Source organism: Halomonas sp. KM007, assembly GCF_050709225.1.
GTDB classification, from domain to species: Bacteria; Pseudomonadota; Gammaproteobacteria; order Pseudomonadales; family Halomonadaceae; genus Vreelandella; species Vreelandella hamiltonii.
In genome coordinates this window covers 53633-71787 of record NZ_CP136131.1, presented here as the reverse complement: position 1 = coordinate 71787, position 18155 = coordinate 53633, and the positions used below count along the sequence as shown (strand labels likewise).

The 18155-nt window shown below is 59.0% G+C and carries 18 protein-coding genes and 1 tRNA gene; 8 read left to right on the top strand and 11 right to left on the bottom strand.

What is annotated here, in order from left to right; all coding sequences use genetic code 11:
• Positions 1-65: 65 nt before the first annotated feature.
• The 3 genes from RVM27_RS00315 to RVM27_RS00305 form a co-directional block, all read right to left on the bottom strand.
• Complete coding sequence (locus tag RVM27_RS00315; RefSeq protein ID WP_498957116.1) at positions 66-194, bottom strand: hypothetical protein; 129 nt, start codon at positions 192-194, stop codon at positions 66-68.
• Between the two features lie 596 nt (positions 195-790).
• A tRNA-Ser gene (locus tag RVM27_RS00310) sits at positions 791-881 on the bottom strand.
• 58 nt (positions 882-939) lie between these two features.
• On the bottom strand, positions 940-2646 hold the full coding sequence (locus RVM27_RS00305; protein ID WP_498957115.1) for a potassium/proton antiporter: 1707 nt from the start codon (positions 2644-2646) through the stop codon (positions 940-942).
• A 268-nt stretch (positions 2647-2914) separates the two neighbouring features.
• Between RVM27_RS00305 and RVM27_RS00300 the strand changes: the two genes are divergently transcribed.
• Both RVM27_RS00300 and RVM27_RS00295 read left to right on the top strand, forming a co-directional pair.
• Positions 2915-4000 carry a type 2 periplasmic-binding domain-containing protein gene (locus tag RVM27_RS00300; protein WP_498957114.1) on the top strand — a complete coding sequence of 362 codons (1086 nt, stop codon included), beginning with the start codon at positions 2915-2917 and terminating at the stop codon, positions 3998-4000.
• A gap of 21 nt (positions 4001-4021) precedes the next feature.
• Positions 4022-4528 carry a 3'-5' exonuclease gene (locus tag RVM27_RS00295; protein WP_498941443.1) on the top strand — a complete coding sequence of 169 codons (507 nt, stop codon included), beginning with the start codon at positions 4022-4024 and terminating at the stop codon, positions 4526-4528.
• Between the two features lie 11 nt (positions 4529-4539).
• Here RVM27_RS00295 and RVM27_RS00290 read toward each other — a convergent pair whose 3' ends face one another.
• The 3 genes from RVM27_RS00290 to RVM27_RS00280 form a co-directional block, all read right to left on the bottom strand.
• Positions 4540-5346 (bottom strand): alpha/beta fold hydrolase, encoded by an 807-nt coding sequence (locus tag RVM27_RS00290; RefSeq protein WP_498941444.1) that lies wholly within the window; start codon positions 5344-5346, stop codon positions 4540-4542.
• Positions 5347-5363: 17 nt separating this feature from the next.
• On the bottom strand, positions 5364-6032 hold the full coding sequence (locus RVM27_RS00285; RefSeq protein ID WP_498941445.1) for a 7-cyano-7-deazaguanine/7-aminomethyl-7-deazaguanine transporter: 669 nt from the start codon (positions 6030-6032) through the stop codon (positions 5364-5366).
• A gap of 138 nt (positions 6033-6170) precedes the next feature.
• Positions 6171-8087, bottom strand: a complete 1917-nt coding sequence (locus RVM27_RS00280; protein WP_498957113.1) for a propionyl-CoA synthetase — start codon at positions 8085-8087, stop codon at positions 6171-6173.
• 276 nt (positions 8088-8363) lie between these two features.
• Between RVM27_RS00280 and RVM27_RS00275 the strand changes: the two genes are divergently transcribed.
• On the top strand, positions 8364-8684 hold the full coding sequence (locus RVM27_RS00275) for an ArsR/SmtB family transcription factor (RefSeq protein WP_016913881.1): 321 nt from the start codon (positions 8364-8366) through the stop codon (positions 8682-8684).
• Positions 8685-8694: 10 nt separating this feature from the next.
• On the opposite strand, the gene sohB is transcribed toward RVM27_RS00275, so the two are convergent.
• Positions 8695-9741: a S49 family peptidase gene (gene sohB, locus RVM27_RS00270; RefSeq protein WP_498957112.1), complete on the bottom strand. Its 1047-nt coding sequence runs from the start codon at positions 9739-9741 to the stop codon at positions 8695-8697.
• Between the two features lie 162 nt (positions 9742-9903).
• On the opposite strand from sohB, the gene RVM27_RS00265 reads away from it, so the two are divergent.
• Positions 9904-10215: an SCP2 sterol-binding domain-containing protein gene (locus RVM27_RS00265; RefSeq protein WP_016913883.1), complete on the top strand. Its 312-nt coding sequence runs from the start codon at positions 9904-9906 to the stop codon at positions 10213-10215.
• Positions 10216-10219: 4 nt separating this feature from the next.
• On the opposite strand, the gene nudC is transcribed toward RVM27_RS00265, so the two are convergent.
• The 4 genes from nudC to RVM27_RS00245 are packed head-to-tail and all read right to left on the bottom strand — an operon-like array spanning position 10220 to position 12986.
• Complete coding sequence (gene nudC, locus RVM27_RS00260) at positions 10220-10993, bottom strand: NAD(+) diphosphatase (protein WP_081194282.1); 774 nt, start codon at positions 10991-10993, stop codon at positions 10220-10222.
• The gene (gene dnaQ / locus RVM27_RS00255; protein ID WP_498957111.1) at positions 10986-11735 is read right to left on the bottom strand and encodes a DNA polymerase III subunit epsilon; all 750 of its coding nucleotides are present in this window, start codon (positions 11733-11735) and stop codon (positions 10986-10988) included. Before dnaQ ends, nudC begins: the two co-directional genes overlap by 8 nt.
• Complete coding sequence (rnhA, locus tag RVM27_RS00250) at positions 11723-12205, bottom strand: ribonuclease H family protein (RefSeq protein ID WP_498957110.1); 483 nt, start codon at positions 12203-12205, stop codon at positions 11723-11725. The genes dnaQ and rnhA overlap by 13 nt, the downstream gene beginning before the upstream one ends.
• Positions 12198-12986 carry a class I SAM-dependent methyltransferase gene (locus RVM27_RS00245; protein ID WP_287804263.1) on the bottom strand — a complete coding sequence of 263 codons (789 nt, stop codon included), beginning with the start codon at positions 12984-12986 and terminating at the stop codon, positions 12198-12200. Before RVM27_RS00245 ends, rnhA begins: the two co-directional genes overlap by 8 nt.
• A 110-nt stretch (positions 12987-13096) precedes the next feature.
• Here RVM27_RS00245 and gloB point away from each other — a divergent pair, with 110 nt between their 5' ends.
• The 4 genes from gloB to RVM27_RS00225 are packed head-to-tail and all read left to right on the top strand — an operon-like array spanning position 13097 to position 18155.
• Positions 13097-13864, top strand: coding sequence for a hydroxyacylglutathione hydrolase (gene gloB / locus RVM27_RS00240; RefSeq protein WP_498941447.1), 768 nt, complete (start codon positions 13097-13099; stop codon positions 13862-13864).
• 29 nt (positions 13865-13893) lie between these two features.
• Entirely contained in the window at positions 13894-15117 is a 1224-nt protein-coding gene (locus RVM27_RS00235) for a lytic transglycosylase domain-containing protein (protein ID WP_498941448.1), read from the top strand.
• 52 nt (positions 15118-15169) lie between these two features.
• A complete protein-coding gene (locus RVM27_RS00230) occupies positions 15170-17035 on the top strand; it encodes an extracellular solute-binding protein (RefSeq protein WP_498941449.1) in 1866 nt (621 codons plus the stop codon).
• Positions 17036-17081: 46 nt separating this feature from the next.
• On the top strand, positions 17082-18155 hold the full coding sequence (locus tag RVM27_RS00225; RefSeq protein WP_498941450.1) for a microcin C ABC transporter permease YejB: 1074 nt from the start codon (positions 17082-17084) through the stop codon (positions 18153-18155).

Sequence of the window (18155 nt, the reverse complement as noted above, 5' to 3'; positions counted from 1 at the left end):
ATAATGGCTATATTGCCATGCAGGTCAGTGGGTTAGAAGTGCTTCCGGGGGCCGGTCTCACGGATTCAGGATTTTCTTAGTCTCATGACATACCCCTCTTTATCGAAGCTAAAAAAAGCGAACTTTTGGAATCCAACTTTTGTTTTGAAGTCTTCTTTTTGATCTTTTTTGTTTTTTGTGTTATTATCATCCATAACTTATTCTCCTGATTAAGTGAAATCTCTAAAAAATCCAAGGCACTCTGACAAGTGCCTTTTAAGTTCAATGATTATATCATAGTTTGGATATTATCACAAAGACTTTGGATATTATCCAAACTCTATTTTCCACATTTCCAGCTCTTTTCCTTTAAAAATACATTTAATTTTTTTTTGCTTATAGAGTATTAGTCAGTGGGCTGGTGATTTTGTCAAAAACCAAGCATTTTTTTATTGAAAACGACACCAAGCCCGCTCTCGCGGGCATTTTTTTGTTTTCGACCCTACCGCCCTGCGGGCTCTCGTTCGCTTCGCTCACTCACCTCCCGCCCTTCGGTTGGGGTTATTGAGCAAGCAGGGATTGGCTTTCTCTATCGTTAGTCTTTCAGTCTCGTGGTAGTAGCGACCGACTAGAAGGCTCCAGAAGCTCGCCTGAGAGGTTTCGTGTGCTATGGCAAGGCCAAGGGCAGGGTTGGGCTAAAAAACGGCTTAGAACCGCTTTTTGGGGCGGGATGGTTTTGGGACAAAACGTTGGGACAAATCGGAAAAGAAAAAGCCCCGCAAACTGTTGATTTGCGGGGCTTTTTTGATAATGGCGGAGGGACAGGGATTCGAACCCTGGATAGGCTATTAACCTATGCCGGTTTTCAAGACCGGTGCATTCAACCGCTCTGCCATCCCTCCGGCTTATGGGTGCGTATAATAACAGCTTTCCCTTGGAAGTCAACGCCTTTTGAATCAATTAGTAGAGTCTTAAGCCTACCCGGGTAATGTCGCCGCCTTCCATCTCGCTGACCACCCAGTGAATGCCGTGCCAGTCCACGTCGTCCCCCACCACTGGGTGGCCGCCTACCCGCAGGGAGACGAACTCGGCCAAGGTCATCTCCTGCTCGCCGGGGCTCAGGGTCAGGCCGTAGGCCTGAGCAATGTCTTGCATCTGAGCGGTGCCGTCCAGGGTAAAGGTACCGAAGAACGCCCGCTCCTGCTTGAGCTTGGCATCGCCATTGAACAGGCGGTTGAGCGCGACCAGGTCTTCACTGCGACCAATCACGCAGATCACATCCCCCAGTTTCAGTCGGGTGCTGCCTTTGGGGTGGAGCATGACGTGGTTGCGGAACAACGCCGAGATCAAGGCGCCGGAGGGAAACCGCAGCAGCCGGATAGGCACATCGTCCAGGTCCTGGTTTTCCACCGTATAGACGAACATTTCAAAATCGTTTTCCGGCAGGATGCCCAACGGGCCGCGCCGATTGGGGGTGGTGCCCACAGGCACCTGCACCTTCAACCAGCGGGCCATCAGATTGAGCGAACCGCCCTGAATCAGCAACGACATCAGCACCACCGCGAAGGCAACGTTGAAGTAGAGCGAAGCATTTTCGACGCCGCCAATGACCGGGAAAATGGCCAGCACGATAGGCACGGCACCCCGCAAGCCAACCCAGGCAATAAAGAAGGTCTCGCGCCAGCGGAACTTGAAGAACGGCTTGATGGTGATCAGCACCGCCAGCGGGCGGGCAATAAAGATCAAGGCCAATGCCACCAGACTGGCCGGCAACGCGACTTCCCAGAGCTGGCTGGGCGCAACCAGCAGGCCCAGCACCAGAAACAGGCCGATCTGGCTTAACCAGGCCAGTCCGTCGTGCACCGGCAGAATGAAGTTGAGGTGCCTGCCCGGCTGATTGCCGATCATCAGCCCAGCCAGGTAAATGGCCAGGAAGCCACTGCCGCCCAGCACGCTGGTAAGGCCAAAGACACTGAACCCCAGGGCAAGCGCCAGCATGGAGTAGAGGCCAGGCGCCAGGTCCAGCCAGCGCAACAACTTGGCGCTGCCCCAGCCGCCCGCCACGCCCACCAGCAGGCCGATGCCGAACTGAGAAACGAAAAACAGCAGCGTCTCGCTGATGCCACCAATATCCCCCACCAGCATCTCGACCAGCATCAGCGTCAGGAAAATAGCCATCGGGTCGTTGGTGCCTGACTCGATCTCCAGCGTTGCCCCAACCCGCTCGTTCAGGTTCACTCCACGACCACTGAGCATCGAGAACACGGCCGCCGCATCGGTGGAGCCGACGATGGCCCCCACCAGCAGCCCCTGGATCAAGGTGAGATCGAAGACCCACATGGCAATCACGCCAACGATGGCGCTGGTGATGAACACCCCAAGCGTTGCCAGCGATAGGGCTGGACGAAACCCCACGCGAAACGTTTTAAGACGGGTACGCAACCCACCATCCAGCAGAATCATGGCCAGCGCTAGGTGGCCGATGGTGAAGGCCATGGAGTAGTCATCGAACTCGAGACCCAATAAGCCCTCCTCCCCGGCAAGCATACCCAACCCCAGGAAGATCAGCAGCAGCGGCACACCCATCATGGAAGACAAGCGGCTCGCCAGGATGCTGAGCGCCATGAGGGTACCGCCTACCAGAAAGAAGGTATAAATTGTGTCCATGAGTCTCCGTCTCTACATCAATGCCGTTCTATTATTGCATGCCCAGGCTGATTTTACTGGGCGAGTTGGCCAGATGGCCCCAGGGCTAGCCAGAGACTTCCCCAGACAGCTAAACTCCGCCGTCGTACCCTCTGGAGTTCAGGTTATGTTGAACGCATTATTGCGTGCCCGTTCCATACTTACCCTAGTCTTAGCGTTTTTTTTATTATTTTCAATTTCAGCCACTTACGCAAATGATACAGAAACACCCGACACTCGCTCCGCGCCCTTGCAGCTTGAAAGTGATCTGGTGCTGCCTGAAGGGCTGTGGCCAAGCACTCCCCCCCCCGAGGTAGAAGCGGCGCCCGTCGGAAGCGACAAGCCTGAGACATCTTCCCCGGAACAAGCATCCAGTGAAGACGATGCTCCCAGTATGGCGCTGGTACCACCGCCTCCTCTGGACCCACCGCCCATGAAGCGTCTCAGCCTGATGCTGGATTGGTACCTGAGCCCCCAGCATGCTCCCCTGGTCGTTGCCAAGGAGCGCGGGCTGTTTGCGCTGCAAGGCCTGGAGGTGGAACTACAGACGCCTGCAGACCCGACCATCGCCATCAAACTGTTGGCGGCTGGAGAAGTGGATCTGGCGCTGTCGCGCCAGCCGCTGCTACACCTGAATGTGCATGATGGTGCCCCCATCGTGCGGATTGCCACGCTGGTCGAAACCCCGTTGAATGCCGTGGTCGTGGCAGGCACCGCCACTTCGCCCGACCCCCTCCAGGGATTGGGCAGAGTCCATTATGGCTTTTCGACCCGCGAAGGGCGCGACCTGCTGGCGGAACCGCTGGTGCCCCTGTCGCTGCGGCAAATCGATGAATTTTCGCCCGCCGAAAACGTCCACTTCGATGCGGCCGGCGCCCTGCGCGAAGGGCGCGTCGACGCCATTGCCGACGGCTTTTATCTCACCCTGCCGGAAGAACTGGCTTCAGATGGTATCGTCACCCACACGGTGCGTTATCAAGCGCTCGACATTCCCCGTCATGATGGCCTGATTCTGCTGGCCAACAGCGATTCTGTCGCGCGGCGGGCAGCCACCTGGTCGCGTCTCGTGACGGCCCTGGAAGAGGCCAGCAACTGGATCGTCGACCACCCCGACGAGGCCTGGCAACTGATGATCAACACTCAGCCAGTGCTCGACAACTCGGTCAACCAGGGCGCCTGGGCAAATATCGTGCGCCGCCTGGCGCTGAGCCCGGCCGCCCTGGATGAGCGTCGTTACAGCGCCTTCGAACGTTACTTGCTGGCCTCCGGCACGATAGACGCCACGCTGCCTGCCTCGCGGCTGGCACTCAATCCGCATACCTTGGCCGAGCCATAAGCGCGCCCAGGCGGGAGCCGCATGAACGATACGCCACTGATTTTCATCGACATAGAAACCACCGGCACACGCGCTACCCGTGACCGCATCACGGAAATTGCCGCCTTGAAAATCAACGGCGGTCACGTCGTGGAGCGCTGGGTCAGCCTGATTCAGCCCACAACGGGAGTACCGGCCCATATCAGCCGACTGACAGGAGATGCACCGACCTGGCAGACGGCGTTGGCTGACGAGCAGCGTCACCGCAGCCTGCCCGCACACCTTCCCAGCGAGCAGCTGGCGGGCCTGCAGATCAGCGCCTGGCCGTGGCCGGGCCGTATCATTCTCCGCGAGCAGAGCCGCCCAACGGGCCCGGCGGCCTATCACTTGATCGATCACTGGTGCTATCTGGGCAGCGCCCCATCGCGGCAGGCTGCGATGGCGTTGAAAACACCTGCCGGGCAGTTCGATATGGATACCTACCGCATTCTCAACCGCTTCATCCGCGACGCCGATCAGCACGGGCTGTCGATCGAGCCGCTGGATTGAGTGGGCCAGCGTCAGGAGTGCGCCGCAATAAAAGCGTCGACCCCCTGTTGAAACGCTTCGGGCTGGTCGGCATGCAGCCAATGCCCAGCATTCTTCAGCGTCACCAGGCGGGCCCGTGGCAGCACTTCGCGTAGCCTGGGCAGCATCTCATCCGTCACGTAGTGAGAGTTGGCTCCACGCAGCACCAGCGCTGGCCCCTCATAGGCAGCCTCTCCTTCCGGCTCACCTATGATGTGCTCATAGCCACGCTGAATCTCGTCCAGCCCCACGCGAATGCTCATCCCCCCCTGCTCGTCTCGTACCAGGTTGGTGGCCAGGAACAGTCGCGTGGGACGCTCGCTGACATGCTCCGCCAATAGCGCATCGGCTTCTCGGCGGTTTGCAGGCTTGGCGTCTCTGACGCGATTCAGCGCCGCGAACACATCGTCATGACCATGCTGGTAGGCCACCGGAGCGATATCGGCCACCATCAGCGACAGGCAGCGCTCGGGGGCTTGCCGAGCCAGCGTCATGGCCACTTTTCCGCCCATGGAGTGGCCAAGAATATGCGCGTCCTCGATGGAGAGCTTGTTCATTACGGCCAGCACGTCATCACTCATGGCGGTGTAGCGCATGCCTTCGGCATGGGGCGAGCGGCCATGATTACGCAGATCCACCGCCACCACCCGGCGCTTGCGCTGCCACACCTTGAGATGCGAGCGCCAGTTGTCGGCACTTCCCAACAATCCATGAATGACGATCAGCGGCGCTTGCTGAGGTGCTTCCACCTCGGCGGGCAGATCGATCACGTGCAGGTCGACAGTGGCCTGTTCGGTCATGGGGGCTCCTTTGATGATTAAGCGGTGCGTGGTTCGACATCTGCCTGGCCGGTCCATACCACCAGCCTGCGCGTCAGCCACGCCAGCAATAAGCCGTACAGCGGCAGGAAGAACAGCAGGCTGATCGCAAGTTTGATGACGTAGTCCACCGTGGCAATTTCCACCCAGTGGGCGGCCATGAACGGATCGGGGCTGTTGTAAAAGGCGGTCGCAAAAAAGGCAAAGGTATCCGCCAGGTTACCCAGGATGGTGGAGCAGACCGGCGCTACCCACCAGGCCCATTGGCGCAGTCGGTCAAAGACCTGCACATCCAGCAATTGGCCCAGCACGTAGGCCAGGAAACTGGCCAAGGCAATCCGCGCCACGAACAGGTTCCACTCGCCCAGCGCTTCCAGGCCCGCGAAACTGCCACGGGGAAACACCACCGACACCACATAGGATACCAGCAGCGCGGGAAGCATGACCCGTAATACGATAGTGCGTGCAGGCCCTTTACCAAACAGGCGCACGGTCAGGTCGGTAGCCAGAAAGATGAACGGAAAGCTGAAGGCTCCCCAGGTGGTGTGAAAGCCGAACAGCGTAAAGGGAAGCTGCACCAGATAGTTACTGGCGGCAATGATAGCAATATGGAAAAGGACCATTACCGTCAGGCAACGGCGATGCTGAAGATCGGTGAGCGCAAACATGGAGCGAGACCTTTTTTTGGTGGCAAGAGGGGTTAGGGAACCCTCGTGAACAGCGTAATAACGCTACTGGGGCGCGCATTATACGCCTTCTCGCTGGTAATGAAAGCCGCCCAGGCTCTCCGGGCGGCCAACCTGATTTCAGTCCTGCTGCGGCTTCGCTTGCTCAGCGGCACCGATCTGACGCTGGCACATGGCTTCATGCACGTCATCGAGACTGGTAGGGTCATCGATGGTCGATGGAATACCGTAGGACTTGCCATCGGCGATATTGCGCAGCAGCTTGCGCAATATCTTGCCCGAACGGGTTTTCGGTAGCCGATTGACCACCAGCACCTGCTTGAAGCAGGCAATCGGGCCGATATGTTCACGCACCCGCTCGATGAGTTCGGCTTCCAGCGTCGCTTCGTCGCCCTGGAAGCCATCCTTGGGGATGACCAGTCCTATCGGGAGCTGCCCTTTTAACTCGTCATGAATGCCAATCACCGCGCATTCGGCCACCGCCGGGTGAGCACCCACCACTTCCTCCATTTCACCGGTAGAGAGGCGATGCCCCGCCACATTGATCACGTCATCGGTGCGCCCCATGATGAACAGGTAGCCCTCCTCATCGAAATAGCCACCATCTCCGGTCAGGTAAAAACCTGGGAAAGCCGCCATGTAGGCACTGTGGAAACGCTGCGGGTCCTGCCATACGCCGATCAAACAGCCTGGCGGCAGCGGCTGCTTGATCACCACGCTGCCCTGCTGCATGGCCTCGGCCTGCTCGCCGTCGCGATCCAGAATGCGTACGTCGAAGCCGGGCACGGGATACGTGGCCGAACCGGCCTTGGTGGGCACGGCTTCGATGCCGGGCAAGTTGGCGGCAATCGGCCAGCCGGTTTCGGTTTGCCACCAATGATCGATCACCGGTACGTCCAGCAGGTCATCCAGCCAATGGAACGTGGGTGGATCGAGCCGCTCCCCCGCCACATACAGATGTTTCAGGCTGCTGATATCGTATTGTGAGAGTAGCCTGGCATCCGGATCCTCTTTCTTGATGGCACGGAATGCCGTGGGCGCTGTAAAGAAGCTCTTGACGCGGTACTCCTCGATCAGCCGCCAGAACGCCCCGGCATCCGGCGTGCGCACGGGCTTGCCTTCGTATACCACCGTGGTGCAGCCACGTAGCAGCGGCGCGTAAACGATATAGGAGTGCCCGACGACCCACCCCACATCCGAAGCCGTGAACATCACATCGCCCGGCGCCAGGTCGTAAATGGCCTCCATGGAGTAGTGCAGCGCCACGGCGTAACCACCCGTATCGCGTACCACGCCCTTGGGCTTGCCCGTGGTGCCGGAGGTGTAGAGGATATACAGCGGATCGGTCGCCTTGACGGGCACACAGTCAGCGGCCTGGGCACTGGCTTCGAGCGTTGCCCAATCGTGATCCTCCGGCTGCAGCTCGGCCTGGTGGGCGTCGCGCTGGAACACCACGCACGCTTGGGGTTTGAAGCTACTCAGCTCGATGGCGCGCTCCACGATGGGCTTGTAAGGCAGCACCTTGTCGACCTCCACCCCGCAAGAAGCCGCAATGACTACCCTTGGCTCGGCATCTTCGATGCGTACCGCCAGCTCGTGGGGGGCAAAGCCGCCAAAGACCACGGAGTGCACCGCGCCCAGGCGGGCACAGGCGTACATGGCAATCAGCGCCTCTGGTACCATGGGCATGTAAATGACCACCCGGTCACCCTTGGTGACGCCCAATTGCGCCAGGCCTCCGGCTACCTTGGCGACCCGGTCGCGCAGCTGGCGGTAAGTGAGCGTCTGTTTGCCGCGGGTAACCGGCGAGTCCCAGAAAATGGCCGCCTGTTCGCCGCGGCCCTGCTCTACGTGTACATCGATGGCAGCGTGGCAGATATTGAGCACGCCATCACCAAACCAGCGGGCATGCCGCTGTTCGTCATAGCTGAGGATAGTACTGGGGGGCGTATACCAGGGCAGTTTGCGAGCCTGTGCGGCCCAGAACGCTTCTGGCTGTTCAACCGACTGCTGGTAGATGGAGTGGTAACGGTTCATGGCGGCCTTGTCATTGTTGTGAACTTGATTGTTGACACTCTACAAAGCAAAGCGCGCTTTCACCCTCATACTATGGGCTTAAATTCGACCAAAGCGAATATGGAAAAGAGAGATTGTCGACAAAAAATCGACGCTTACCATTGATAGAACGTTAATCGCGCATTTGGACAAAAAGCGCTAAATTAATGATCATTCAACAACCCAATCCTCGCGACGCGACGATGGCTACATAATCAATAACAACGCTGTCACTACAGTGTAGGCAAGGAGAGTTTCATGTCTGCTTCTACTAGCGCCGCTGCACGCCTTCTGGAACACAATGGGCTCGCCATCGAGGCTGGCACCCAGCTGCTCAAGGCTCTGGCCAATGAAAAACGGCTGCAAATTCTTTGCTTGCTGGCAGAGACGGAGCTCTCTGTCACGCAGATCAATCAACAGCTGTCGCTGAGCCAGTCTGCGCTTTCCCAGCACCTGGCCATTTTGCGCCGAGACAAGCTGGTCGATACGCGCCGTGAATCGCAAACCATCTATTACTCGCTCAACAGTGACAGCGCCAGGGCGATCATCAGTACCCTGGCACAGCACTATGCGGCCTGACGCTGTCAGGTCAACGACGCAACCAACCGGCTGACTCGACCACCCCCAGCGCTTTCACCAGCGCATTCTCGATGCCCGCCGACACCGCAAGGCCAAACCGGCGCCCCATGGTCTTCGGCGGTTCCAGCTTCACCCGGTATACCTGCGCATCGGCCATGCGCTCGACCAGGTAGGCTTCGCTGGTGCCCACGCTGTCTATCAGCTTGTGTTCCAGCGCTTCGCTGCCGTACCAGACCTCTCCCGTCGCCAGCTGCTCGATATCCATGTCGGGTCGGTGACTAGCCACAAAAGACTTGAACAAACGATGGGTATTCTCGAGGTCGTCGATGAACTTCTCGCGCCCTTCCTCGGTGTTTTCTCCCAGTATGGTCAAGGTGCGCTTGTACTTGCCAGCGGTGAGCAGCTCCACGTCGATATCGTTGCGTTTAAGTAAACGGTGGATGTTGGGCACCTGAGCCACGACCCCAATGGAGCCAATGACCGCAAATGGGGCCGCTTTGATGTGGTGAGCGGTACACGCCATCATATAGCCACCGCTGGCCGCGACTTTATCGATACACACCGTGGTGGTCAGCCCCGCTTCCCGCAGCCGGTCCAACTGAGCCGACGCCAGCCCATAGGCGTGCACCAATCCGCCCGCCGACTCCAGACGCACCACCACTTCGTCACTGGCGCTGGCCACATCGATCACCGCCGACACTTCCTGGGCAAAGGTTTCAGCCTGGGAGGCCTTGATATCGCCATGGAAATCCAGCACCCATAGTTTTTGAACAGCGTCAGAAGGACTCTTACCCTGCTTGGCCGCCTTTTGCCGCGCCTTCTCTTCCTGGCGGAAGGCCTTGATCAGCTTCTTGCGGGCGCCCTGCTCGGTCGTGTTGACCCGCAGCCGCCGGCCACGGGCTCGACGCTGGTCGTTCAGGGATTCTACCTGTAGCCTCAATCCCGATGACGGGGACTCCTTGCTTCGCATCACCAGCATCAGCAACGCTGCCGCTGCTGCCAGCACCAGCGTGGTTTGCAGCAGGAAGGTGCCCATTTCCACCAACCATTCCGCCATGACTCATCTCCTCAGGTATTTTTAAACGCTGGAAAGTATTAGTGTACGGGCTTTATCCGCAGATTGTGAGGAAGTGTCAACGAGGCTTGATTAAAACAACTGTTTGAAATACTCTCGTGAGATAACGTCAATCCGCATCAACTCGTTACGTGAGCATACCTTATGTCATCCAATACTCTTGAAAAACTGCAGTCCCGCTTCGACCCCGAAGCAGCCAAAGGCATGAACGAAGTTTTCCAGTTTCATTTTTCCGATGCTGGCAGCCACTATCTCTCGGTTCAGGACGGTAGCCTGGGAGTGCATGAAGGCGAACACGACGACCCTTCAGTGAGCTTGAGCCTGAGCACCGATACCCTCAAGGGCATCATGAGTGGCGACATCAACGGCATGACCGCGTTCATGACCGGCAAGCTCAAGGCGACCGGCAACGTCATGCTGGCCACCAAGCTGACCAGCCTGTTTCCGGCCAGGTAAGCCCTCAGCGCCAGCGGGCCAGGTGCGTTTCGATCAGGTCCCGTGAAATAGAGTAAGGCGGCGGCAGCGCAGGCAGCTGCCGCGGCGAAAACCAGGCAGCATCGCTGATTTCGACCCCGTCGATCATGATCCGCTGAGTGGTCGCTTCCGCAAAATAGCCCAGCATCAGCGAATGCGGGAAAGGCCATGCCTGGCTGTGGTGATAGCGCAGTTGATCCACATGCACCCCCACCTCTTCGAACACTTCCCGGTGCACCGCCTCCTCTGCTGATTCCCCCGGCTCGATGAACCCAGCCAGGGTAGAGTAGCGCCCGGGCGGAAAGCGCGGGCTGCGGGCCAGCAGCATGGCTTCCCCCCGGGTCACCAGCGTGATGATACAGGGTGAAATTCGCGGGTAGTTGCGATGCCCGCACGCATAGCAGTGCATGGCGAATTCGGCTTCCAGCTTGGAGGCTCGCTCACCGCAGCGGCTGCAAAAACGGTGGTTTTCCAGCCAGGCACCGACCTGCAAGGCCGTGGCCAGCAGGCTAAACCATGAGGCTGGCAGTTCTGATAGCCACTGGCGCCCCTCTATCCAGCCATCCCCCGGCGCACTTTCGACCTGCAAGGCCACGGGCTCATCATGCCAGTAGCACAGGGGCTGCATGTGCTCGTCCCAGGGCTGATGGGGCTGAAGCGGAGACAGCTCACCCACCAGCGGTGCCGGTGCTATATGGCTGCGCGCGACGCGAATCACTCGGCCTTCACGCGCATGGTGCGGAATTTCACGTCTAAGCATCGGCCGTACCACTCTCGCCGTTTGCCGACAGCCAACGCAGTTGATGCGCCTGACACTTTGCCTGATGAGCGGCCTGCTCTTCTGCGCTGGGGCGAATCACTCGTAGCTGACCTGGCGCCAACGACAGCCGCTGAACCGACAGCCCTTCGTTGGCCTGGCGCTCTTCGCGCTGGTCATTGCCACTCTCGGCATCCAGGGTCAACGCCGTTTGCCCACCGGTCATCGCCAGGTAGACATCGGCCAGAATTTCCGCATCCAGCAAGGCCCCGTGAAGCACTCGGTGGCCATTATCGATGTCGTACCGTTTGCAGAGTGCGTCCAGATTGTTGCGTTGGCCAGGGTGCATTTCGCGGGCCATGACCAGCGTATCCAGGATACGGCAGTGCTCCCTGACCGGCCCCAGTATCGGCGACTTGCGCCGCTTGTTGAGCATGTTCAGCTCGTGGTCGATGAAGCCCACGTCGAACGGCGCGTTGTGAATGACCAGCTCGGCCCCATCGATGAAGGCCCAAAAATCGTCGGCAATCTGAGCAAATACCGGCTCGTTGGCTACTTTGGCATTATCGATACCGTGGACGGCCACCACCTCGGCATCGATATGACGCTCGGGGTTGATGTATTGGTGGTAGGTGCGCCCGGTGAACCGCCGATTGACCATCTCGACGGCGCCGATCTCTACCAGACGGTGGCCATCCTTGGGGTCGATACCTGTCGTTTCAGTATCCAGAATTACCTGGCGCATGGGGTCTTGCTCCTCTGATGCTCATCGATGGCTTCGTTGGCTAGGGCGTCGGCGCGCTCGTTACCGGGGTGGCCACTATGCCCTTTGATCCAGTGCCACTCGACACGATGGCGCTGGGTCTCTTCGTGCAGGGATTTCCAGAGCTCGGCATTTTTCACCGGCTGCTTGGAGGCGGTTTTCCAGCCACGTTTCATCCAGTTGTGAATCCACTGGGTAATGCCTTGGCGAACGTACTGCGAATCGGTCCACAACGCCACATCACAGGGCTTGTTGAGCGTGCGCAGTGCCATGATGGCCGCCATCAATTCCATACGATTATTGGTGGTGTTCGCTTCGAAGCCTTTCAAGGTCTTCTCATGGGTACCGCTGACCAGCAGCACTCCCCATCCGCCGGGGCCAGGATTGCCACGACACGCCCCATCGGTATACACCGTGACACGGGGCAGCCCATTGGCTACTTGGTTACTCACGCTCACTATCCTTTTCTATACAACGTTTTCCAGCGGGTAGCCGGGCGGCTGCGCTGGTGCGTGTGGCACCGATCGATGACGAAACCGGCGTACGCAAACCGAACTTGACGCGTTGAATGGGAGCATGACGCTGCCGACGCTGCGCCTGAATCATGTAACTCTCACCCAGCGGCATGTTGTGGCGTCGGCCAAGCCGCTCCCAGCGTTCGCGACAAGTGGTGCTCATGGGGCCACGAAAACAGCAGTAGTCTACGCGCTCCACCTCGAAATCGACAAACGCGAGCCAGTCCCGCAAGCGGTTCACCGTGCGCCACTGGCCTTGCCAAGGATACTCGGCCTTGCGCCACCGGCGACTGAGCCCGTTGAGGCCCACTGGATTGAAGCCAAACAGCACCAGCACGCCGTTGTCTGCCGTGACCCGCGCGGCTTCCTGAAGCGTGTGGTGCGCATCCGGCAAATATTCGAGCCAATGATGAATCACCATGACGTCCAGACAGCGGTCCGGGAGTGCCAGCTGTTCCGGGGGGCAAATCAGGGTGGATTCACTATGGGCGGCCTCTCTGCTGGGCGCCCAGACCACTTGATGAACAATGCCGGACATGGTCATCAATGGCGGGGCCATGCCCATCTCAAGGCTATGCCCACCTTTTCTGCCTTCCACCACGGGACCAAGGCAAGCACGCTGCGCATCCCACAAAGCGCGCCCAGCGTCTGTCTGCCAGTAGGCTCGCGCCTCTGCAAGCGAGTGGGCAAGGCGCGGTGCATTGGGCGAATTTGACATGAACGGCACTTGCCTCCACAGTATTGGGCTTTTGAGGGGCGCGCTGCCACGCTACGCAGCGCACGGCAAATTTTTCAAGCAGGTCTGACAAACTCCGAGGGATCTCGCCCATGATGAGCGTGACACCGATACCCGCCTTAAGCGACAACTATATTTGGCTGATAAGACAGGATAACAGTCAAGGCGTCTGCGTGGTGGACCCCGGTGAAGCGCCCCCCGTGATCGATTTCCTCGAGCGGGAATCCCTGACCCTCGATACGATCCTGATCACCCATCACCATCATGACCACACCGGCGGGCTGGCGGAACTGAAAGCGCGCTACTCGCCCATGGTGATTGGCCCGCACAACCCGGATATTCAGGGTATCGACCAGCGCGTCGGCGAGGGCGACCAGGTAAGAGTACTGGGCCGCGCCTTCGAAGTGATGGAAACCCCAGGCCATACGCTCGATCATATCAGCTACTTTACGCCGGGTATCCCCGCCCTTCTTTTCTGTGGCGACACGTTGTTTCATGCCGGCTGTGGCCGCCTTTTCGAAGGCACACCAGAGCAGATGCTGACTTCATTGCGTCGTTTTGCGGAACTCCCCCAGGAAACGCTGGTCTTTGCAGCGCATGAATATACTCAGGCAAATCTGAGCTTTGCACGTGCTGCGGATCCTGAAAACGATGCTGTAACACGCGCACAACAGGAGTGTGAAAAGGCCCGGGCGCTAGGCAGGCCCACCTTACCCAGCACGATAGGACGCGAGCTGAGGATCAACCCCTATCTGCGTGTCGGTACCGAGAGTGTGCGCCAAGCCGCAGGCATGCAAGGGGCAAATGACGACGAACTCGCTACGTTCACCACTCTGCGTGAGTGGAAGAACCGTTTTTAAGAACGCTATCGAATAGAAACGAACACACTATGACTTATCGAACGCTTCGCCAGCGCTTGCTATTGAGCGCCGGCAGTACGGTTATTATGGGCCTTTTTTTGGCCGCCGCTGCGAATACTCAAGCCTCTGCCACGGATCCCCAATGGGGCTCCCACACCAGCAATACCGACTCCTCTGCGCTAGGTGAAGCCGAGGATGCCTTGACGGCCCGACCCACTGCGTTTCAGCACCACTTCTGGGAAGCCCTCGAACTGCAACCCCAGGATGCCTGGAGCATCCTGCGCTCGAGTTTTCAGTGGCAGGAGAAGCACCTGCCCGCCGATGCCCAGGCACGGGTAGACGAGTGGATTCAATTCTACAGCGCCAGCCCCCAGAATATCGCTTCGATCACCGAGCGTGCCACGCCCTGGCTTGCCTGGATTGCCCAACAGGTATCCGAACGAGGCCTGCCCGGTGAAATTGCCCTGATCCCCTTCGTTGAAAGCTCTTTCGACCCCAGCGCCCGCAGCCATATGGGTGCCGCCGGATTATGGCAGTTCATGCCCGGCACCGGTGATGCACTGGGCCTGGTTCGCAACGGTCAGTACGATGGCCGCCTGGACGTGGTGACCTCCACGGATGCAGCGCTCAACTACCTGGAAATGCAGGCCGACGAGTGGTACGAAGGCGACATCATGCTCTCCCTGGCGGCTTACAATGCCGGCGCTGGCACAGTCAATCGTGCTCGCCAGCAGGCTCAGAATCAGGGCATGGCGGGCCACTACTGGGATTTGGCGCTGCCCAACGAGACCATGCAGTACGTTCCCAAATTGAAAGCCATTGCCACCATCATCGACAATCCTGAACGTTACGGCGTCAGCTTGCCTGACATTCACGCGGAACCGGCCTTCGCCAAAGTACAGCTGGAGCAGCCCGTCAGCCTGGCACAAGCCTCTCGCTTACTGGATGTCAGCCAGTCGGCCCTGGCCGAGCTGAACCCGGGCCTGCTGAATGGCAGTATCGATCCCAACAGCGCACAAACGCTGCTGGTACCCGAGGAAGTGGACACCCAGGTGCTGGCACAGCTATCACAATCCAGCGGCAGCTACGTGGCAGCGGACTCCCCTTCGGTACACCGCGTTGAACGGGGCGACAATCTTTCCACAATTGCCGCACGCTATAATCTTGATCAGCAAGATTTAATCAGGTGGAATGGGCTGGATCGCCCGGAAGCCCTACAGCCCGGTCAGCTGCTCTCGTTATCGGGTGGCTAGGGCGGCCTGAACCCCGTGACCACCCCGGTTTTGCCACTACAGGACTTTACCAATGCCACGCGGTGAGTTGTTTTCAAAAGCAGTCCTACTGGTCAGTGGCCTATTGCTGAGTACCACTCTATGGGCTTCACCGCTAGGTGAGAGCGGTGTTCCCGTCCCCACGGTGCACGGGCTATCGCTTTACGATAGCCCTGAGCTGCCCGAAGACTTTGCCTACTTCCCCCACGTCAACCCGCAGGCTCCCAAGGGCGGCTCCATCACCCATACCGCGGTGGGCGGCAGTTTCGACTCCACCAACCCTTTCATCATTCGCGGCACTCCCGCCACCGGCATCTCACAAATTTACGACACGCTGATGGAGAGCAACCCCAACGAGCCGTTCAGCCTGTATGGCCTGCTGGCCCGTGGCGTGCGTCTGGACCCTGAGCGTGAGTGGATCGAGTTCGATCTGCACGAGCAGGCACGCTTTCAGGATGGGGAGCCGGTCACCGCTTACGACGTAGTCTTCACCTTTGACCTGCTGCGCGAACAGGGCAACCCTTTTTACGCCAGCTACTATGCTGGGGTAGAAAAGGTCACGGCGCTCAGCGAACATCAGGTACGTTTTGAATTCAACGACACTCAGTCTCGCGAGCTGCCTTTGATCGTCGCGCAGCTGCCGATCTTGCCGCGCCATTACTGGGAAGCCCGCGACTTTACCGCCCCCACCCTGGCGGCCCATCCGGGGTCTGGTCCCTACCGCATCAGCGAGGTCGACCCTGGCCGTCGCATCGTCTACCAGCGCGACGACAATTACTGGGGCAAGGACCTTCCCGTTAATGTCGGGCGCTATAACATCGACCGCATCACCTACGAGTATTATCGGGATCGTGATATCGCCTGGGAGGCTTTCAAGGCGGGCTTGACCGATTTTCGTATCGATGCCCGCGCTGCCACCTGGGCGATTGGCTACGACTTTCCGGCCTATCGCCAGGGGCAGGTCAAACGGATTACCGTGCCCGACGTCAATCCCTCGATGATGCAAGCCTTCGTGTTCAACCTGCGCCGCGAGAAATTCCAGGACCCACGGGTACGCGAGGCGCTGAGCCTCACCTTCGATTTCCCGTGGCTGAACACCAATATCTTTTACGATACGTACTACCGCACCGAGAGCTTCTTTCAAAACTCCGAGATGGAAGCCGTCGGCCTGCCTACCGAAGAAGAGCTGGCACTGCTCGAACCTTTCCGTGACGAGCTGCTGGCGTCGCATCGATCCGAGCGGCTGTTTACCGACCCGCTCCCCATCGAGCACCCCACCGAGCTGCGCGAACGGCTCAGGCGTGCACTGACGCTGTTGGAAAATGCCGGATACGTGGTGGAAGATGGCGTGTTGGTCAACGAGCAGACGGGGCGGCCGCTTAGCCTGGAAGTATTGATGTACGACTCCGGCATGGAACGGGTGGTACAGCCCATGCTGCGTAACATGGCGCGCCTGGGTATCCAGACCTCCATGCGCATCGTCGATATCAACCAGTACCTGAACCGCGTGCGCAGCTACGATTACGACATGGTCATCAGCCACTTCCCCCAATCCAACAACCCCGGCAACGAGCAGCGCGACTACTGGACCAGCGCGGCCGCCGAGTCGCCACAGAGCCGTAACCGCATGGCTCTGGCGCATCCGGCCGTGGACTCGCTGGTGGAACAGCTGATTCGTGCCGAGGATCGAGAAACCCTCGACACCATCACCCACGCGCTGGATCGTGTGCTGCGCTGGGGGTTCTATGTGATTCCGCACTACCACTCGGGGGAAACCCGGATTGCCGTGTGGGACAAGTTTGGTTATCCCGACCCGGCACCCGCCTACGCCATGGACCTGGATGCCTGGTGGGTCGACAGTGAGCGCGAAGCTGCGCTGGAGCGTCGCAACCGCCGCTGAACGCAGAACAAGACAACCGCTCAACTCTCATTTCATGGGGTGCACCTTGGCACGCTACACACTTCGTCGATTGCTACTGATGATTCCGACACTGCTCGGCATCATGCTGCTGAACTTCGTGATCGTTCAGGCAGCGCCGGGAGGGCCTATCGACCAGATGCTGGCCCGTTTCGAAGGGGCCGACGCCATGGCCAGCACGCGCCTGGACATGGGCGGTGCCGATATCCAGGTAAGCGATGACTCCCGTGGCGCGCGCGGTATCGACCCACGCTTCCTCGAACAGCTGGAGCAGCAGTTCGGGTTCGACAAACCCGCCCATGAGCGCTTTATCGGCATGATGCTGGACTATCTGACCTTCGATTTTGGCACCAGCTTCTTTCGCGACCGGCCGGTGATCGAGCTGATGATCGAGCGCTTGCCGGTTTCCATCTCGCTGGGCCTGTGGACCACCCTGCTGGTCTACCTGATTTCGATTCCGCTAGGCATTCGCAAGGCGCTGCGTCACGGCTCTCGATTCGACGTGTGGAGCTCAGGGCTCGTCATTGTCGGCTACGCCATCCCCGGCTTTCTGTTCGCCATCCTGCTGATCGTGCTGTTTGCGGGGGGCTCGTATCTGGACTGGTTCCCGCTGAGAGGCCTCACTTCCCCCGATTTTGCCGACCTCTCCACCTGGGGCAAGATCAAGGACTACTTCTGGCATATCACGCTACCGGTACTGGCCGCTGCCATAGGCAGTTTCGCCACGCTCACTATGCTGACCAAGAACAGCTTCCTGGATGAAATCCACAAGCAGTATGTGTTGACGGCGCGCGCCAAGGGCGCCGACGAGCAGCGTATCCTGTATGGCCACGTGTTTCGTAATGCCATGCTGATCATCATTGCCGGCTTACCCTCGGCGATGATCGGCATATTCTTTACCGGCGCGCTGCTCATCGAAGTGATTTTCTCGCTGGATGGCCTGGGGCTACTGGGTTTCGAGGCGGTCATGCAACGCGACTACCCGGTCATCTTCGGTACCCTGTTCCTGTATACCGTCATCGGGCTGGTGCTCAAGCTGATCTCCGACCTGACCTACGTGTGGGTCGACCCACGTATCGATTTCGCCTCCAGGGAGTCCTGA